The organism is Ruegeria sp. N4, assembly GCF_056531425.1.
The window spans coordinates 110,572-127,984 of record NZ_JBQFLT010000001.1 but is presented as its reverse complement, the minus strand read 5'-3'; the positions used below and the strand labels follow the sequence as shown (position 1 = coordinate 127,984).

Sequence of the window (17,413 nt, the reverse complement as noted above, 5' to 3'; positions counted from 1 at the left end):
CGACTGAATCAGTCGGAATTTCACATGTTAAATTCTAGGTGATCACGCCCGTTTTCACGTGATTGAGACTTGGCATGATAGCGCTATGTGTACCATAGTAGACGCTAGGTAAGGCAGGGGAGAGCCTTACGGGGAGGAGCCAGTGGCCAAGGCCGCAAGCCGTATCGAAATGCCTGTTGGCGTCGTTGTGCGCAAAACAGCCGGTGTGACCCGCTGGGCCAAGTGGAACTGGCGCGCTGTTGCGGCGCTGCCCGGAGCGGGCCCGGCCGATTGGCTGGAGTTGCGGCGCGAAGGCGAGGCGGTCGAATATCACGCCGCCACCCTGCCCCTGACCTTGTGGGCAGATGAGACCGAGGCTTACATGGTCAACCTGTCTGACGGTCAGCCGTCAATCTATCTGGTTCTGCGCGATGCTTTGGACGGGAAACGCCCGATGGATGCGGTGCTGATCACCGCCTCACCCTTCGAAGGTCAGGATTACGCCGATACCGGCGAAGAGATCGTCGAAAAAATCCCGATGACCGATGGCCTGATCGCCTGGATGCGGGACTTTACCCTTGAACATCACCGCAATGAGGTTTTCGTCAAACGCCGTCGCGACAAGAAACGGACCGATCTGGTTGAAGACGGCAAAGGCGACGCTCGGATCCGGCAGGACTCGGACGTCTACCGCGCCCCGCGGAGGGTTGTGCAATGACCCAAGCCCGCGATTTCTGGTCCCGCCGCAAAGCTGCCGTTCAGGCGGAAGCCAAGGCCGAAGTGATTGCGGCAGAAGAACAGGCTATCGCAGCACAGCACACCGAACTGGAAGAAAAGACCGACGCCGAAATTTTGGCCGAGTTCAACCTGCCCGACCCGGATCAATTGCAGGCGGGCGACGATGTCTCGGGCTTCATGGCCAAGGCGGTGCCGGACCGGCTGCGTCGTCGGGCGCTACGTCGGTTGTGGCGGCTGAACCCGGTGCTGGCCAATGTGGATGGGCTGGTCGATTACGGCGAGGATTACACGGACGCCGCCTGCGTGATCGAGAACCTCCAGACAGCGTATCAGGTTGGCAAAGGCATGCTGGCGCATGTCGAAGCACTAGCTGCGGAGGCAGAGGAAGAAACGCCGCAAGACCTGGCTGAGCCACCTGAGATCGAACAGGAACCGGCTTGGGATCAAGACCCTCCTGAACCCGTTTTGGTAGCCGCCGCCCACGAGCCGGAAGAGGCTGAACTGCACCCGTACCCGCGCCGCATGAGATTTGAATTCGAAGGATAACGCATGACCGCAGATAACGCGCAGACCATAGACATCTCAGCCGAAGATCGGCTTCGCGCGGATTTCTACAACTTTCTGGGTCTGCTGCTGGCTGGCCCGCCCGATCAGTTGCTTTTGGATCAGATGGTGGGCCTAAGCGGCGACGACACCGATCTGGGTCAGGCCATTCAGGCGATGGCGCGGGTGGCAAAAGTCACCAAACTCGCTGCCGCCGAGCGTGAGTTCAACGCGCTGTTCATTGGGCTGGGTCGTGGAGAATTGCTGCCTTACGCAAGTTTCTACCTGACCGGGTTCCTGAACGAAAAACCCCTCGCGCAGCTTCGCAACGACATGGCCGCGCGTGGGATCACACGGGCGCAGAATGTGTTCGAGCCCGAGGACAACATCGCTTCGCTGATGGAGATGATGGCGGGTATGATCGTAGGCCGCTTTGGCTCACCCGCCACGCTGGAAGACCAAAAAGCGTTCTGGAACAAACATATCGGCCCCTGGGCCGCACATTTCTATTCGGATTTGGAAGCCGCCGAAGCGTCGGTTCTCTATGCCTCGGTCGGGACAGCCGGTCGGGTGTTCATGGAGATCGAACGCGAGGCCTTCCGAATGACGACAGCGTGATGCGCTGTCACTCGCCAGCGCCCCGTTTGGCGCTAGATCGCAACTGGGACAGGAGGAGCCCATGAGCAAGACCAAGGAAGAAGGCACCACGCGCCGGAACTTCCTCAAACTGGCCGGAACCGCAGCACCCGCTGCCGTCGCCGCCGCCAGCCTGAGCGGTCAGGCCGAAGCAGCCGAGCTGCCAACGGACGAGACCCGCATGCAGGACACCGCGCACACCCGCGCATACTTCGAAAGCACGCGCTTTTGAGCGACGATGAAAGCACCCGGTTCTAGGATCGGACGTTTTCACCATCCGACTGACGGTTGCGATTGGCCCTGACGTCGGCATCACCAGCACCAAGCCAGCCATGGCTTACATGGCCAGCAAGGGAGGAAACCAATGTTAAGGAAAAAGACCAACGGGGTTGCGAGACGCCCCCAGCGGACAAGTATCCTGTCCCAGGTCGGCGAGAAAACCGTCGATCGCCGCGCATTTCTGCGTGGCTCGGGCCTGACGATCGGCGGCCTTGCCGCGATCAGCGCCACGGGTGGAACCGTGACGCCAGCCAGCGCCCAGACAGCGGCCAACACAGCCGTTGAAAACATCAAATCCGTATGCACCCACTGTTCGGTCGGCTGTACGGTCGTTGCCGAAGTACAGAACGGTGTCTGGGTCGGTCAGGAACCCGGCTGGGACAGCCCGTTCAATCTGGGTGCACACTGCGCCAAGGGGGCCTCGGTCCGCGAGCACGCCCATGGCGAACGCCGCCTGAAATATCCGATGAAAAAGGAAGGCGGCGAGTGGAAGCGCATCAGCTGGGAACAGGCGATCGACGAGATCGGCGACGGCATGATGAACATCCGTCAGGAATCCGGGCCGGACAGCGTGTACTGGCTGGGCTCGGCCAAGCACAATAACGAACAGGCCTATCTGTTCCGCAAGTTCGCCGCCTACTGGGGCACGAACAACGTGGACCATCAGGCCCGTATCTGCCACTCAACCACCGTTGCGGGTGTTGCGAATACATGGGGCTACGGCGCCATGACCAATTCGTATAACGACATCCACAATTCCCGGGCCATCTTCATCATCGGCGGCAACCCGGCCGAGGCGCACCCCGTCTCGCTGCTGCACGTTCTGCGCGCGAAAGAGCAGAATAATGCTCCGCTGATCGTCTGCGACCCGCGATTCACGCGCACGGCAGCGCATGCGGATGAATATGTCCGGTTCCGTCCCGGCACAGACGTCGCTCTGATCTGGGGTATCCTGTGGCACATCTTCGACAACGGTTGGGAGGACAAAGAGTTCATCCGTACCCGTGTCTGGGGTATGGACCAGATCCGCACCGAAGTTGCCAACTGGAACCCGGAAGAGACCGAGCGTGTGACCGGCGTTCCCGGCTCGCAGCTCAAGCGCGTTGCCCGGACCATGGTCAACAACCGCCCCGGCACCGTGATCTGGTGTATGGGTGGGACGCAGCACACCAACGGCAACAACAACACCCGCGCCTACTGCGTGCTGCAGCTTGCGCTTGGCAACATGGGCACCTCGGGGGGTGGCACCAACATCTTCCGCGGCCATGACAATGTGCAGGGCGCAACGGACCTTGGTGTTCTGTCCCACACTCTGCCCGGCTATTATGGCCTGTCCGCAGGGGCATGGGGCCATTGGAGCCGTGTCTGGGGTGAGGATCTGGATTGGCTGAAAGGTCAGTTCGCCACGATCAAGGACAAGGAAGGCAAGGACAAGCCGCTGATGAATGAGCGCGGCATCCCGGTCTCTCGCTGGATCGACGGTGTTCTGGAAGACCCGGCCAACATGGATCAGGACAACAACGTCCGCGCCATGGTTCTGTGGGGCCACGCGCCCAACTCGCAGACCCGGATGACGGAAATGAAAACGGCGATGGAGAAGCTGGACATGCTGGTCGTGATCGACCCGTATCCCACCGTCTCGGCCGTTCTGCATGACCGCACTGATGGCGTGTACCTGCTGCCCGCCTGTACGCAGTTCGAAACCCGTGGTTCTGTCACGGCCTCGAACCGATCGCTTCAGTGGCGCGACAAGGTGGTGGATCCGCTGTTCGAAAGCCTGCCGGACGAGGTCATCATGGCCAAGTTCGCCAACAAGTTCGGCTGGGCGGACCGTCTGTTCCGCAATATCGAGATGGAGGATGCCGAGACCCCCAACGTTGAAAGCATCACGCGTGAGTTCAACGCAGGCCTCTGGACCATCGGCTATACTGGTCAGTCTCCGGAGCGTCTGAAAAGCCATATGGCCAACCAGCACACGTTCGACAGAACCACGCTGCAAGCCATTGGTGGGCCAAACGACGGCGAGTATTACGGACTGCCATGGCCCTGCTGGGGCACGGCCGAGATGGGTCATACGGGGACACCGAACCTCTATGATATGTCCAAGCCGGTGGCCGAAGGTGGCCTGACTTTCCGCGCTCGTTTCGGGGTGGAACGCGAAGGTTACAACCTGCTGGCCGAAGGGGTCTATAGCGTCGGATCGGAAATTCAGGATGGTTATCCCGAATTCACGATGCAAATGCTGATGGACCTTGGCTGGGACGGTGACCTGACGGCTGAGGAACGCGCAGCCATTGACGCTGTTGCGGGGCCAGAGACCAACTGGAAAACCGACCTGTCCGGCGGCATCCAGCGGGTCGCAATCGAGCATGGCTGTGCACCCTTCGGGAACGCCAAAGCCCGCGCGGTTGTATGGACCTTCCCGGATCCGATCCCACTGCATCGCGAGCCGCTGTATACCAACCGGCGCGATCTGGTGGAGGACTATCCGACCTATGAAGACCGGCACGCGTATCGCCTGCCCACCCTTTATGCTTCGATCCAAAAGAACGACTTTTCAAAGGATTACCCAATAATCCTAACGTCAGGTCGTCTGGTCGAATATGAAGGCGGCGGCGATGAGACACGGTCGAACCCGTGGCTGGCCGAGCTTCAGCAGGACATGTTCGTCGAGATCAATCCACGCGATGCCAACAACCTTGGCATTCGTGACGGATCACAGGTCTGGGTCGAAGGTCCTGAGGGTGGCAAGGTCAAGGTGATGGCGATGCTGACCAACAGGGTCGGTGCCGGTGTCGCCTTCATGCCGTTCCACTTTGGTGGCCATTTCCAGGGCGAGGACCAGCGGCACAAATACCCCGCCGGTGCAGACCCATATGTGCTGGGTGAAAGTACCAACACCGCCCAGACCTATGGCTACGATTCAGTGACCCAGATGCAGGAGACCAAAGCGACTCTCTGCAAAATCTGGTCAGCGTAAGGGAGGAGAAGAGAAAAATGGCAGCAAGAGCAAAATTTCTCTGCGACGCCGAACGCTGCATCGAGTGCAATGCCTGCGTCACCGCGTGTAAGAACGAACACGAGGTGCCGTGGGGCGTGAACCGCCGCAGGGTGGTGACGATCAATGACGGTGACCCGGGCGAACGCTCGATCTCGGTGGCCTGTATGCATTGCTCGGATGCGCCCTGCATGGCGGTGTGCCCGGTCGACTGCTTCTATCAGAACGAAGAAGGGGTTGTCCTGCACTCCAAGGACCTGTGCATTGGCTGTGGTTATTGCTTCTACGCGTGCCCGTTCGGCGCGCCACAATACCCGCAGGCGGGCAACTTCGGATCGCGCGGCAAGATGGACAAATGTACCTTCTGCGCCGGTGGTCCCGAGGAAACGCACTCGACCGCAGAGTTCGCCAAATACGGTCGCAACCGGATCGCCGAGGGCAAACTGCCCATCTGCGCCGAGATGTGTTCCACCAAGGCCCTGCTTGCCGGTGACGGCGACGTGGTCTCGGCCATCTACCGCGAGCGCGTCGTCGCGCGCGGGTTTGGTTCGGGCGCATGGGGTTGGGGCACGGCCTACGACCAGAAAGACGGATAAACCGTCTGCATCAAACTCAGGTGATCCGCCCGCGCGGGTCGCCTGCTTTGGAATTTTGACCGAGGTTCAGATGTTCCGCTTATTCTTCGCATTATTGCTTACGATTGGACTGGCGCAGGCCGCACTTGCGCAATCCGACGAGACCGAAGTACCTGCCCCCACGACCGAGCGCAGTTCGACCGGCGGCGCGACGACGCTTGAGGATATTCTGGCTCGACAGCGCGGCGAACTGGTGGATAACGCCTATCGTTCGGAAAACACCGGCCAGGGCAATGTCGAGGGCCTGCTGGGCCAGTTTGGCCCAAGCGGCGTGTCATCGGACAGCGATGTCTACCGTGCGTTGCGCTTTGGTTCGGCAGACGTCACCGTCTCATCCCGTGGGCCTGCCGACAGTGTTCTGATACAGGACGGCGGCATGTGGTGGTGGGAATTCCGCACCGGACCGTTACGCGAATACGGCGGCTATATTATCGCAGGAATGCTTGCGATCATCGTCTTGTTCTTTCTGATCCGCGGAAAAATCCGCATCGATGGCGAGAAAACCGGCCGGACTGTCCTGCGCTTCACCAGTTTTGAACGCTTCGGGCATTGGCTGTTTGCCGGGTCCTTCCTGATCCTTGGCCTTACCGGCCTGCTGACGCTTTATGGGCGCGACTTCCTGATCCCGATCTTCGGCAAGGAAGGTTTCGCGACCATCGCCCAGGGCTGCAAATGGCTGCACAACAACCTGGCGTGGGCCTTTATGCTGGGGCTCATCATCGTCACCGTGAACTGGATCGCCCACAACATACCAAACCGCACAGACCTGAAATGGCTGGCTGCCGGAGGTGGGCTGTTCACCAAAGGCTCTCACCCGCCCGCCAAGAAATTCAACGCCGGGCAAAAGATCATCTTCTGGGCCTGCATCCTGCTGGGCGTCTCGATCAGCCTGTCGGGCCTGTCACTGCTGTTCCCGTTTGAATTGCCGATGTTTGCCAAGACTTTCTCGGTCGCAAACGCCACCGGTATTCCGCAAGCATTAGGCCTGAACCTGCCGACACAAATGGCACCGCAGGAAGAGATGCAGTATGCGCAGGTCTGGCACGTTATGGTGGCTTATGTCTTCATTGCCATCATCATCGCCCACATCTACCTCGGCTCGGTCGGGATGGAGGGCGCATTCGACGCCATGGGCACCGGTGAAGTCGAAGAGCAATGGGCGCGCGAGCACCACTCGCTGTGGCTGGAAGAGGTGCAGGATAAAGAGGCCGGTAAAGCAGCGGCTTCACCCGCAGAATAGATGCGCGGGCTGATCCTGGCCCTGGTGCTGGTCCCCCTGCCCGCCTGGTCCGAATTCTTCACGCTCAAAGGTCATGGCGGCCCGATCATGGGGATCGCCACCGCGCCGGACGGGCGCATTGCGACGGCCAGTTTCGACAATTCCGTGGGTCTATGGTCGGGCAAATCCCCCGAATGGCTTGAAGGCCACGAAGCCGCCGTCAACAGCGTCGTGTTCAACGGAACCGCGATCTATTCCGCCGGGGACGATTTCACCCTGCGTCGCTGGCCCGGCGGTGAGATTGTCGGCCAACACAAAGGCAAGATCGTCGGGCTTGCTGCCTCGAAAACCCATGTCGCCACGGCCAGTTGGGATGGCACCATCGGGCTTTGGCCGGTCGACGGGTCAGACCCTGTTTTGCTTGGACCAACCGGCAGCGGTGTGAACGCAGTGGCCTTTTCGCCGGATGGCGCGCATCTTTATTCAGCGGGGGTCGATGGCGCTCTGCGGCTTTGGGATGTTGCCAGCGGTCAGGAAACAGATCGGTTGGTCGAGCATGGCTTTGGCATCAACGAATTGATCCTGAACACGCAGGATAACTGGATCGCCTATGGCGCGGTTGACGGCGTCACGCGCATTCTGGACCTGTCCACGCGGGAAGAACGAGACTTCACCCTGGACCGCCGCCCGATCCTTGCGCTTGCCCTCACCCCCGACCGCAGCCTGCTGGCGGTTGGTGATGGCGAAGGCTACATCATGGTAATCGACACGACCGAATGGCGCATCGCGCAGGACTTCCGCGCCACCCTGCGCGGGCCGGTCTGGGCGCTGGCCTTTTCCGCCGACGGGCAGAACATCCACGCGGGCGGCATCGACGACGCCATGTATAGCTGGCCGGTTTCAGCCCTTGGCGATCAGGACCAAATGGCCGCTGTCGAGCCAAGCTTTCTGAAAAACCCAGACGAAATGAGCAATGGCGAACGCCAATTCGCCCGCAAATGCTCGATCTGCCACAGCCTGACACCTGATGGGCAACGACGCGCCGGTCCGACGCTGCATAGACTGTTCGGTCGCCCGGCCGGAACCTTGCCGGGCTATTTCTACTCGGAAACCTTGCAAGACTCTGATATCATTTGGAATGATGAGACGATAAATGCCCTTTTCGACGAGGGGCCGGATCACTACATTCCAGGGTCAAAGATGCCGATGCAGCGGATTACCCAAGCACAGGACCGGGACGATTTGATCGCCTTTCTGCGCCGCGCAACGGTTGACCAGGACTGAACCCGGAGGAGACCATGAAAGCCTTTTTTGCCGCCCTGGCCGCGATGGTCGTCATCACCGTTGCAGCCCCTTACACGCTGGAGCAGATGGGCTTCAGCGCCGAAGAGGCCACTTCCGGCTCAGCCGTGCGCCTTGACTGAATGTCCGACTACCTGACCACCAAAGAACTGGCCGACCTGCTGCGGATCGGCGAGCGAAAGGCCTACGATCTGGCCTCCTCGGGCGAGGTGCCCTGCGTCCGCGCCATGGGCAAACTGCTGTTCCCCCGCGCCGAGGTGATCGCATGGCTCAACGCCTCTCGATCCGGTCCACAGGTGGCCGAACCACCCCTGCCTGCCATCGTCGCGGGCAGCCATGATCCTCTGCTGGACTGGGCGCTGCGGGAAAGCGGATCGGGGTTGGCGACTTATTATGACGGTTCTTTCGACGGGCTGACCCGCCTTGCAGATCGCAGCGCGCAAGCTGCGGTCTTGCACATCCACGAAGAAGATGGGTTCAACACAACCTCCCTGCGCGATGCGTTGGGCGAAGCGCCCATGGTTCTGGTCGAAATTGCCCAGCGGCAGCGCGGGTTATTGCTGGCCCCCGGCGTCACCGACATTACTGGGTTTGCCGATCTTAGAAATCGGCGCGTCATCCTGCGCCAGAACAGCGCCGCAAGCCAGCGCCTGTTTGATGCGCAGCTCGAAGCGCATGGCATGGCACGGGATGATCTGAACGCCCTGCCAAACTGCGCCCGCACCGAAGAGGAACTGGCCATATCCTTACATGACGGCAAGGCCGAGGCCGGGTTCGGGTTGGGTGCTCTGGCCAGTCTCTACAACCTTGGCTTTGCGCCGACTCATTCCGAAAGGCTGGATCTGGCCATCTGGCGACGCGCCTATTTCGACCCGCCGATGCAGAAACTGCTGCGCTTCTTGCGCTCCGACCAATTCCACGCCCGGGCTTCCGAATTCGGCGGCTACGATCTGAACGGATTGGGACAGATCCACCATAATGGCGCCAGCGGGTAACGCTTCATCTTTTCAAAAATACTCTCGCCGAAGGCATTGGCCGCAGGCCAATTCACTGCGCGTTGGGAAAGAACACCTGCTGCCCCTGCAGCCGGAATGACTCGATGGCCGCCTGACCGTCCGGCCCCAGCAGCCAGTCGATAAACCTCTGCCCTGCGTTGGCGCGCACGGTGGGGTGTTTGTCGGGGTTCACAAGGATCACGCCATATTGGTTGAACAAACGCGGGTCGCCCTCGACCAGTATTTTAAGATCGCCCCGGTTGCCAAAGGACAGCCAGGTTGCCCGGTCGGTCAGCGCATAGGCCCCCATGCCGCTGGCCACGTTCAACGTCGCCCCCATGCCCGAGCCGGTTTCGCGATACCACGTCCCGGACGCCTCGGTCGGATCAATACCGGCCTCCGCCCAATGGCCGAGCTCGGCCTTGTGCGTACCGCTGTCATCCCCGCGCGAGACAAAAACGGCCTCTACCGCCTCAATCGCCGCCAATGCAGACAGAATATCCGACCCGCCCTTGACGCCAGCCGGGTCCGATTTCGGTCCGACCAGAACAAAATCGTTATACATCAGGTCAAATCGCTCAACGCCCCAGCCATCGGCCACGAACTGCTCCTCGGCCGGCTTAGAATGCACCAGCAGCACATCCCCGTCCCCATTGATCGCGTTGCGAATGGCCTGACCGGTTCCAACAGCCACGACGCGCACATCGATCCCGCTCTCCGCCTCAAACCCCGGCAGGATATAGTCCAACAGGCCCGAGTTCTGGGTAGACGTGGTGGATTGCACGACAATGAACGGCTCCTCTGCCAAAGCAGTCCCTGCCATCAGGCCAAGACCCACCAGTGCTGCGCGCAAAACTGCCCGAACCATCGCGACCTCCAAGTTTCCTGCTAAGTGACCAAACCGCCTGCCAGGTAGCGCCGGGATGCCTCACTTTGCGGGGCATCCAGAACCTGCTTTGCGGAACCATGTTCAACCACATGGCCGCCCTGCATCATGACAATATCCGCCGCAAGCCGCCGCGCCTGCCCGATGTCGTGGGTGACCATCACAATCCGCACACCCCGAGACGACGCGCGCAGGATCATACGTTCGATCATCTGCGTGGCACTTGGGTCAAGCGCGCTTGTGGGTTCGTCCAGAAACAAAGTCTCGGGGTTCACCGCCAGCGCGCGCAGGATCGCAAGCCGCTGCGCCTCACCGCCTGACAGTGAACGCGCGGATTGCCGGGCTTTGTCCTCAAGCCCACCCTCGGCCAGCAATTCAACGATCCGGGCTTTGCGCGCGGCGCGTGCCAGCCCCTGACGTTTCAGTACAAAATCCAGATTGGCGGAGACCGAGCGTCGCAGCAGAACCGGCTGCTGAAACACCATCGCCTGCCGCGACAGATGATCAGCGTTCAGCGGTGTGTCGTCCTGCATCACCCGCCCCTGATCCGGCGCAATCAGCCCGTGCAAACAGCGCAGCAACAGGCTTTTGCCGGCCCCGTTCGGCCCTAGCAAAAGGGTCGGCCCCGGCCCGTCCAGCACCAGACCGGCGACATCCAGCAATGCTTTCCCGTTGCGGCGGATCTGCACGTCGCGGACATGAAGGCGATTTGTCATATCCGAGACCAGATCACGCATGGCGCAATCCCTCCTGCTCGGCCCGCAGGCTGGCGGCGCTGACCATCGCATTCACGGCCACCGCAATCCCGATCAGGATCGCACCCAAAGCCAGCGCCAGCGCCAGATTGCCTTTCGAGGTTTCCAGCGCGATCGTCGTGGTCATCACCCGCGTCACGTGGTTGATATTGCCGCCCACGATGATCACCGCGCCGACCTCGGCAATCGCGCGGCCAAACCCGGCCAGCAATGCTGTGATCAGAGCAAGCCGCGCGTCCCACAGCAGCACCGGAACCGAGGCCAGGCGCGACACCCCAAGCGACCGGAGTTGTTCTGAATACTCCTCGGCCAGCATCTCAACCACTTGTCGGGTCAGCGCGGCCACGATGGGCGTGACCAACACGACCTGAGCAATGATCATTGCGGTCGGAGTATAGAGCAGTTCCAGCACACCCAGTGGCCCTGAACGGGACAGCATCAGATACACCAACAGCCCCACCACCACCGGCGGAAAGCCCATCAGCGCGTTCATCAGTACGATCAGAACCCGCCGTCCGGGGAACCGGGCAACAGCCAGCGCTGCCCCAACCGGCATCCCGATCAGCGCAGAAATCAGTACCGCAAACAGGGAAACTTTCAGGGACAGAAGCACAATGGCCCACAGCTCTGCATCCCCATTGAGGATCAAAGACAGCGCGCCGCTGAATTCTGATGCAAATCCCTGCATTATTTTCCCAGTTGCAACGCAAATCGGATGAAATGCGATAAATTACAAGGAAATACTAGCCCGATTTGACCCCAAGTACATACACAATTCCGACAGTCGGAATGAAAAACGCGGCCCCGTTTGGGACCGCGTCGTGACGTGCGAAATGCCCGTTTGGCTTAGTTCAATGCCGCATCGGTGATCTGATGCGTCCAGGCACCTTCGGGTTGTTTGGTGATCGCCGGGTTGTCCGCGGATACGGCCGAAAGAAGCGTATTGACCGTCTGCTCGTAATCCGCCGGGTCCAGAGACCCGTCCGAACCCTCGATCAGTTTGGCAACTTCGCCAACCATGTAAATCTGGTGGTCCAACGTTTGCACTCCGGTCTGGTCAAATTCCAGGACGATTTCAGCCGCCTCCTCCTGGTTTTCTGCTGCATACTTCCAGCCCTTCATAGAGGCACGCACGAACCGCTGCATCTTATCGACGAATGCAGGATCGTTCAGGTTGTCTTCCATGACATAAAGACCGTCTTCAAGCATACCGAAACCCATATCCAGATAGTTGAAGGTCACCAGCTCTTCCGGAGCGATGCCAGCTTGTAGAATTTGCCGGTACTCGTTGTACGTCATAGTCGAGATACAGTCCGCCTGCCCCTGGATCAAAGGATCAGCTGAAAACGCCTGCTTCATGACAGTGACACCATTTTCATCCGCGCCGTCCGTTTCGATACCAAGCGAGGCCATCCAGGCGTAGAACGGATATTCATTACCGAAGAACCAAACCCCCATGACCCGACCAGGGAAGTCTTCGGGAGTTTTCACTCCTGTAGATTTCAGGCAATTTACCTGCAGCCCGCCTGTCTTGAACGGCTGGGCGATATTGACCAATGGGACGCCGCGCTCACGCGCTGCTAACCCGGCAGCCATCCAAGTGGTGATAACATCTGCTCCGCCGCCGGCGATGACCTGTTCAGGTGCAATATCCGGACCACCCGGCAGGATGGTCACGTCCAGATCTTCTTCCTCATAAAACCCCTTGTCCTTCGCCACATAGTAGCCAGCGAACTGAGCCTGCGTGACCCACTTAAGCTGCAAGGTCACCTCATCTGCGGCCAGTGCTGAACTGGCGGCCAGGCTAAAGGCGGCAACCGCCCCGCTGAGTAGCTTTTTCATCTTCATCTTCTCCTAGTTGCGTGTTGTGCCCCGTTTTCGGGGTCTGTTAAGTCTTCTTTTTGTTATCCGCGTTGTGAGGGGTGCCAGAAGGTTACCACCTTTTCGAGCCCCGCCACCAATGTATAGAACACCGTCCCCGCCATGGCCGCCACAGCAATCTCGGCCCAGACCAGATCGATGGACAGGCTGCCCACCCCGGTCGAGATTCGAAAGCCCATGCCGCGCGTCGGCGATCCGAAATATTCGGCCACGATAGCCCCAATCAGCGCCAGCGTCGTGGCGATCTTGAGACCGTTGAAAACGAACGGCATCGCCGCAGGCAGGCGCAGCTTGATCAGCGTTTGCATGTAACTGGCCGCATAGGTGCGCATCAGATCGCGCTGCATGGCGTCCGCCTCGCGCAGACCCTGCACCGTATTCACAAGGATTGGGAAGAACACCATCACGACGACAACAGCCGCCTTGGATTGCCAGTCAAACCCGAACCAACTGACCAGAATGGGCGCAATCCCCACGATGGGCAGGGCCGCGACAAAGTTCCCGATGGGCAGCAGCCCGCGTGTCAGGAAAACGGACCGGTCGATCAGTATTGCGGTCACGAAAGCGGCGCTGCTGCCGATGGCAAAGCCGGTGAACGCCCCTTTAAAGACGGTCTGGGTAAAATCCTGCCACAGAATATCCGTCGAATTCGCAAAGGTCTGCGCCACCATCGACGGCGGCGGCAGGATCACGGGTGAGACGTTCAGCCCCCGCACCAGTCCCTCCCACAGGATCAGCAGCGTGACGCCAAACAGCACCGGCACAAAAACCCGTATGCCCTTCGAGTCGCGATAGATCGACCGCGCCAGCCAAGCATTCAGCCACCAGGCACCGGCCCAGAAGATCAGGGAAAAGATCAGCCAGTTCATGCGCCCATCCCCATGCGTTTCAGGGTCACCCGTTGCAGCACGTCCAGCAACGTCACCAGGATGCCCGCCAGAATGGCCGCCGCAAACAGCGCCGCCCAGATCGCCAGCGGCGTGCCGAACTGATCCCCGATCAATATCCGCGCACCCAGGCCCGAGATTGCACCCGTCGGCAACTCGCCAACAATCGTCCCCACCAAGGCCGCCGCGATCCCCACCTTCAGCGAGGTAAACAGATACGGCACCGAGGACGGCAGGCGCAGCTTCAGAAACGCCTGCAGTCCGTTTGCATTGTAGGTTCTGAGCAAATCCAGTTGCGAAACGGCAGGCGACCGCAGCCCTTTGACCATCCCGACCAGAACCGGGAAGTAACACAAGTAGGCCGAGATAATGGCCTTGGGCACCCCACGCCCCTCAATCCCCAATTGCGAACTCAGGACAATGATCATCGGGGCCAGCGCCACAATCGGCACCGTTTGGCTGATGATGGCCCATGGCATCAGGCTCATGTCGACAACGCGGGAATAGACAATGGCGACGGCCCCCAGAATGCCCACGGCAGTGCCCAACAAGAAACCCCAAAGGGTGGATTGCAGCGTGATCCAACCGTGATAGATCAACGACCGCTTTGACATGGCCCGCCCGCGCATTGCCATCTCACCAGTGGTTTTCCACAGCTCCTGCCCCACCTGAACCGGGGTCGGCAAGCGCGGACGGTCGAGTTCGTAGCCGCGAACGATATGTGCTGAATTCTGCGTCATCAGAACCCAGACCGAGACCTGCTGACGGTCCCGTGACGCCTCGGGCGTGACGGTTTCGCCTGCGCGTTCGGCCTGATCCAGCGAGACACGGATATTCATCGGTGCAACCGCCAGATACCACAGCACAACAATGGCCAGCAGAACGGTGATGACTGCAAAGAACTGTTTCATGCCCACCACTCCATCCGGAGGACAGGAACGGTGTCCGGAGGCACCGGCGGTTCCTCGGCCGTCACCTCAAACCCTTCGCGCCGGTAAAATCGCTGCGCCGCCGTGTTGGGGGCATGGGTGGTCAACCAAAGAAAGTCCCGCCCCTCTTTGGCCTGATCGACAAATCTCTTGCCGATCCCCTGTCCGGTTCGGCTGCAATAGAGTCCACCGATTTTGTTTTCCTTTGGATCGACCGACATATAGCAATCAATCGGGTCTCCGGTGACCCAGATTTCGCGCGCATCAAACGCCTTGCGGATCATGTCGGCGATTTGACCTACGGGCAGTTCGTCCGGCATCCAGTCGGTTTGGCTGGCCCAGTCATGAACCACCCGGGCGCATGCCGCCACATCCTCGGGCCTTGCGCGTCTGATCTGGACGGCGTCAGTCATCATAGGAATGCCCCGCCCGCAGACCGTCGCGCACCCGATGCGCAACCTCGATAAACTCCGCCGTATCACGAATGTCCAACGGCCGTTCCTTGGGTAAGGGGCTGTCGATCACATCCGTAATCCGCCCGGGACGCGGGCTCATGACCACGATCTTGGTGCTCAGATACACCGCCTCGGGGATCGAGTGGGTCACGAAGCCAATCGTCTTCTCGGTCCGTGCCCAAAGTGCCAAAAGCTGCTCGTTCAGGTGGTCACGCACGATCTCGTCCAACGCCCCGAACGGTTCATCCATCAGCAGGATATCGGCATCAAAGGCCAAGGCTCGCGCGATGCTGGCCCGTTGCTGCATGCCGCCGGACAACTGCCATGGAAATTTCCCACCAAACCCTTCAAGATCAACAAGTTCCAGTACGTTCCTAACGCGCTCATCCTGTTCCGCCGAGGAATAACCCATAATCTCAAGCGGCAGTTTGATGTTCTTGGCAATGGTCCGCCACGGATACAGGCCCGCCGCCTGAAACACATACCCATAAGCCCGCTTGCGCCGCGCCTCATCCGGGGTCATGCCATTCACGGTCAGCGTTCCTCCGGTCGGGGTCTCCAACGCCGCAACGCAGCGCAGGAACGTGGTTTTACCGCAGCCCGAGGGGCCGATGAAGCTAACAAAATCGCCCTTGTCGATTGTCAGGTTCACATCCTTGAGGGCATGAACCGGGCCGTCATTCGTCTGGAAGGTCAGGTCAAGTTGCCTGGCTTCGATCACGGACGGGGTCTCACTTTCAGTATTCATTCCATTGCCTTGAAAAGAGTGGATTTGAGCCGCCGCAAGACGGCTCATCTGCGTCATACGCCCGTTGCCGGAATACCCGTCCGCTCGACCGGTCGGGGCGCGGTCAGCTCTTTCCATGTGCTCAACGCCTTGTTCACGGTCGTATTCGCCTCACGCGCTACAAAGTCACCATGGCCTTCCTGCGTGCGGATCTCTCCATCATGCACAGCGACCTGACCACGTGTCAGGGTAAAGCGTGGCAGGCCCTTGACCTCTTTGCCTTCGAAGACGTTGTAGTCGATGGCCGATTGCTGAGTGCCCGCGCTGATGGTCTTTGATTTCTCAGGATCCCAAACCACCAAATCGGCATCCGCGCCAACCAGAACAGCGCCCTTTTTCGGATAGCAATTCAATATCTTGGCGATATTTGTTGAAGTTACCGCCACGAACTCGTTCATGGTCAGACGCCCGGTATTCACCCCATGCGTCCACAGCATCGGCATCCGGTCTTCAAGCCCTCCGGTCCCGTTCGGGATCTTGGTGAAATCCCCCACGCCATAACGTTTCTGTTCCGTGGTAAAGGCACAATGGTCCGTGGCCACAACGCTCAGCGTGCCGGATTGCAACCCGTTCCACAGGCTATCCTGATGCTGCTTGTTCCGGAACGGAGGGCTCATGACCCGCCGCGCCGCGTGATCCCAGTCCTGATTGAAATATTCGCTTTCATCCAGGGTCAGGTGCTGGATCAGAGGTTCTCCCCACACCCGCTTGCCCTGCATCTTGGCCCGGCGAATGGCCTCATGCGCCTCTTCGCACGAGGTATGCACGACATAAAGCGGCACGCCCGCCATATCCGCGATCATGATCGCCCGGTTGGTCGCCTCGCCTTCCACCTGCGGCGGGCGGGAATAGGCATGCGCCTCGGGGCCGGTATTGCCCTCGGCCAGCAGTTTGGCGCTCAGTTCCGCCACCACATCGCCATTCTCGGCATGGACCATCGCGGTGCCGCCCAGCTCGGCCAGACGCTTGAACGAGGCGAACAACTCATCATCGTTCACCATCAGCGCGCCTTTATAGGCCATGAAATGCTTGAACGTGTTGATCCCGCGCGTCTCGATCACCGTCTTGAGGTCATTGAACACCTGCTCGCCCCACCAAGTCACCGCCATGTGAAACGAGTAATCACAATTCGCACGCGTCGACTTGTTGTCCCAGCGCTTCAACGCATCCAGCAGGCTCTCGCCCGGGTTTGGCAGCGCAAAATCGACCACCATGGTCGTCCCACCCGCCAAAGCCGCCCGCGTGCCGCTTTCGAAATCGTCGCTCGAATAGGTCCCCATAAACGGCATCTCCAGATGCGTATGCGGATCGATGCCGCCCGGCATGACGTAACATCCGGTCGCGTCCAGCTCGGTATCGCCTTTCAGGCCCATCCCGATCTCAATGATCACGCCGCCTTCGACCAGCACATCCGCCTTGTAAGACAAATCTGCCGTAACAACGGTTCCGTTCTTGATGACTGTGCTCATGTTAAACTCCCTGATGTGGTCTGCGCCACTTGCTTCTTCT

The 17,413-nt window shown here is 60.0% G+C and carries 19 protein-coding genes; 10 read left to right on the top strand and 9 right to left on the bottom strand.

Translation table 11 applies throughout. The features are described 5' to 3' along the window. The first annotated feature begins 142 nt into the window (after positions 1–142). The 10 genes from ACR0LW_RS00640 to ACR0LW_RS00595 all read left to right on the top strand — a co-directional run bounded on the left by ACR0LW_RS00640 (position 143) and on the right by ACR0LW_RS00595 (position 9,324). Positions 143–697: a DUF3305 domain-containing protein gene (locus ACR0LW_RS00640; RefSeq protein WP_480881201.1), complete on the top strand. Its 555-nt coding sequence runs from the start codon at positions 143–145 to the stop codon at positions 695–697. Continuing rightward, the gene (locus tag ACR0LW_RS00635; RefSeq protein ID WP_480881199.1) at positions 694–1,263 is read left to right on the top strand and encodes a DUF3306 domain-containing protein; all 570 of its coding nucleotides are present in this window, start codon (positions 694–696) and stop codon (positions 1,261–1,263) included. The genes ACR0LW_RS00640 and ACR0LW_RS00635 overlap by 4 nt, the downstream gene beginning before the upstream one ends. Before the next feature lie 3 nt (positions 1,264–1,266). Then, positions 1,267–1,878 (top strand): TorD/DmsD family molecular chaperone, encoded by a 612-nt coding sequence (locus ACR0LW_RS00630; protein ID WP_480881197.1) that lies wholly within the window; start codon positions 1,267–1,269, stop codon positions 1,876–1,878. Between the two features lie 61 nt (positions 1,879–1,939). Then, positions 1,940–2,128 carry a twin-arginine translocation signal domain-containing protein gene (locus tag ACR0LW_RS00625; protein ID WP_170451315.1) on the top strand — a complete coding sequence of 63 codons (189 nt, stop codon included), beginning with the start codon at positions 1,940–1,942 and terminating at the stop codon, positions 2,126–2,128. 132 nt (positions 2,129–2,260) lie between these two features. Further along, positions 2,261–5,155 (top strand): formate dehydrogenase subunit alpha, encoded by a 2,895-nt coding sequence (locus ACR0LW_RS00620; protein WP_480881195.1) that lies wholly within the window; start codon positions 2,261–2,263, stop codon positions 5,153–5,155. A 17-nt stretch (positions 5,156–5,172) separates the two neighbouring features. Continuing rightward, positions 5,173–5,769 carry a formate dehydrogenase FDH3 subunit beta gene (fdh3B, locus tag ACR0LW_RS00615; RefSeq protein ID WP_039530246.1) on the top strand — a complete coding sequence of 199 codons (597 nt, stop codon included), beginning with the start codon at positions 5,173–5,175 and terminating at the stop codon, positions 5,767–5,769. A gap of 70 nt (positions 5,770–5,839) precedes the next feature. Beyond that, positions 5,840–7,048, top strand: coding sequence for a formate dehydrogenase subunit gamma (locus tag ACR0LW_RS00610; RefSeq protein ID WP_170734574.1), 1,209 nt, complete (start codon positions 5,840–5,842; stop codon positions 7,046–7,048). After that, complete coding sequence (locus ACR0LW_RS00605) at positions 7,049–8,311, top strand: c-type cytochrome (protein ID WP_480881192.1); 1,263 nt, start codon at positions 7,049–7,051, stop codon at positions 8,309–8,311. Positions 8,312–8,325: 14 nt separating this feature from the next. Continuing rightward, the gene (locus ACR0LW_RS00600) at positions 8,326–8,451 is read left to right on the top strand and encodes a hypothetical protein (protein WP_480581542.1); all 126 of its coding nucleotides are present in this window, start codon (positions 8,326–8,328) and stop codon (positions 8,449–8,451) included. Next, positions 8,452–9,324 carry a helix-turn-helix transcriptional regulator gene (locus ACR0LW_RS00595; protein WP_170451319.1) on the top strand — a complete coding sequence of 291 codons (873 nt, stop codon included), beginning with the start codon at positions 8,452–8,454 and terminating at the stop codon, positions 9,322–9,324. It abuts the gene before it with no gap. A 52-nt stretch (positions 9,325–9,376) separates the two neighbouring features. On the opposite strand, the gene ACR0LW_RS00590 is transcribed toward ACR0LW_RS00595, so the two are convergent. The 9 genes from ACR0LW_RS00590 to hydA all read right to left on the bottom strand — a co-directional run bounded on the left by ACR0LW_RS00590 (position 9,377) and on the right by hydA (position 17,373). Then, entirely contained in the window at positions 9,377–10,192 is an 816-nt protein-coding gene (locus ACR0LW_RS00590) for a substrate-binding domain-containing protein (protein WP_170451320.1), read from the bottom strand. Positions 10,193–10,212: 20 nt separating this feature from the next. Beyond that, on the bottom strand, positions 10,213–10,947 hold the full coding sequence (locus ACR0LW_RS00585; protein WP_170451321.1) for an ATP-binding cassette domain-containing protein: 735 nt from the start codon (positions 10,945–10,947) through the stop codon (positions 10,213–10,215). Further along, a complete protein-coding gene (locus tag ACR0LW_RS00580) occupies positions 10,940–11,653 on the bottom strand; it encodes an ABC transporter permease (protein WP_170451322.1) in 714 nt (237 codons plus the stop codon). The genes ACR0LW_RS00585 and ACR0LW_RS00580 overlap by 8 nt, the downstream gene beginning before the upstream one ends. 158 nt (positions 11,654–11,811) lie before the next feature. Beyond that, positions 11,812–12,807 carry an ABC transporter substrate-binding protein gene (locus ACR0LW_RS00575; protein ID WP_480871633.1) on the bottom strand — a complete coding sequence of 332 codons (996 nt, stop codon included), beginning with the start codon at positions 12,805–12,807 and terminating at the stop codon, positions 11,812–11,814. Between the two features lie 62 nt (positions 12,808–12,869). Further along, positions 12,870–13,715, bottom strand: a complete 846-nt coding sequence (locus ACR0LW_RS00570) for an ABC transporter permease (protein ID WP_170518042.1) — start codon at positions 13,713–13,715, stop codon at positions 12,870–12,872. Then, positions 13,712–14,644 (bottom strand): ABC transporter permease, encoded by a 933-nt coding sequence (locus ACR0LW_RS00565; protein ID WP_480581548.1) that lies wholly within the window; start codon positions 14,642–14,644, stop codon positions 13,712–13,714. The genes ACR0LW_RS00570 and ACR0LW_RS00565 overlap by 4 nt, the downstream gene beginning before the upstream one ends. Further along, positions 14,641–15,075 carry a GNAT family N-acetyltransferase gene (locus ACR0LW_RS00560; RefSeq protein ID WP_480881188.1) on the bottom strand — a complete coding sequence of 145 codons (435 nt, stop codon included), beginning with the start codon at positions 15,073–15,075 and terminating at the stop codon, positions 14,641–14,643. Before ACR0LW_RS00560 ends, ACR0LW_RS00565 begins: the two co-directional genes overlap by 4 nt. After that, positions 15,068–15,865 carry an ABC transporter ATP-binding protein gene (locus ACR0LW_RS00555; RefSeq protein WP_480881186.1) on the bottom strand — a complete coding sequence of 266 codons (798 nt, stop codon included), beginning with the start codon at positions 15,863–15,865 and terminating at the stop codon, positions 15,068–15,070. Before ACR0LW_RS00555 ends, ACR0LW_RS00560 begins: the two co-directional genes overlap by 8 nt. A 53-nt stretch (positions 15,866–15,918) precedes the next feature. Further along, positions 15,919–17,373 carry a dihydropyrimidinase gene (gene hydA, locus ACR0LW_RS00550; protein WP_170451328.1) on the bottom strand — a complete coding sequence of 485 codons (1,455 nt, stop codon included), beginning with the start codon at positions 17,371–17,373 and terminating at the stop codon, positions 15,919–15,921. Positions 17,374–17,413: the final 40 nt, after the last annotated feature.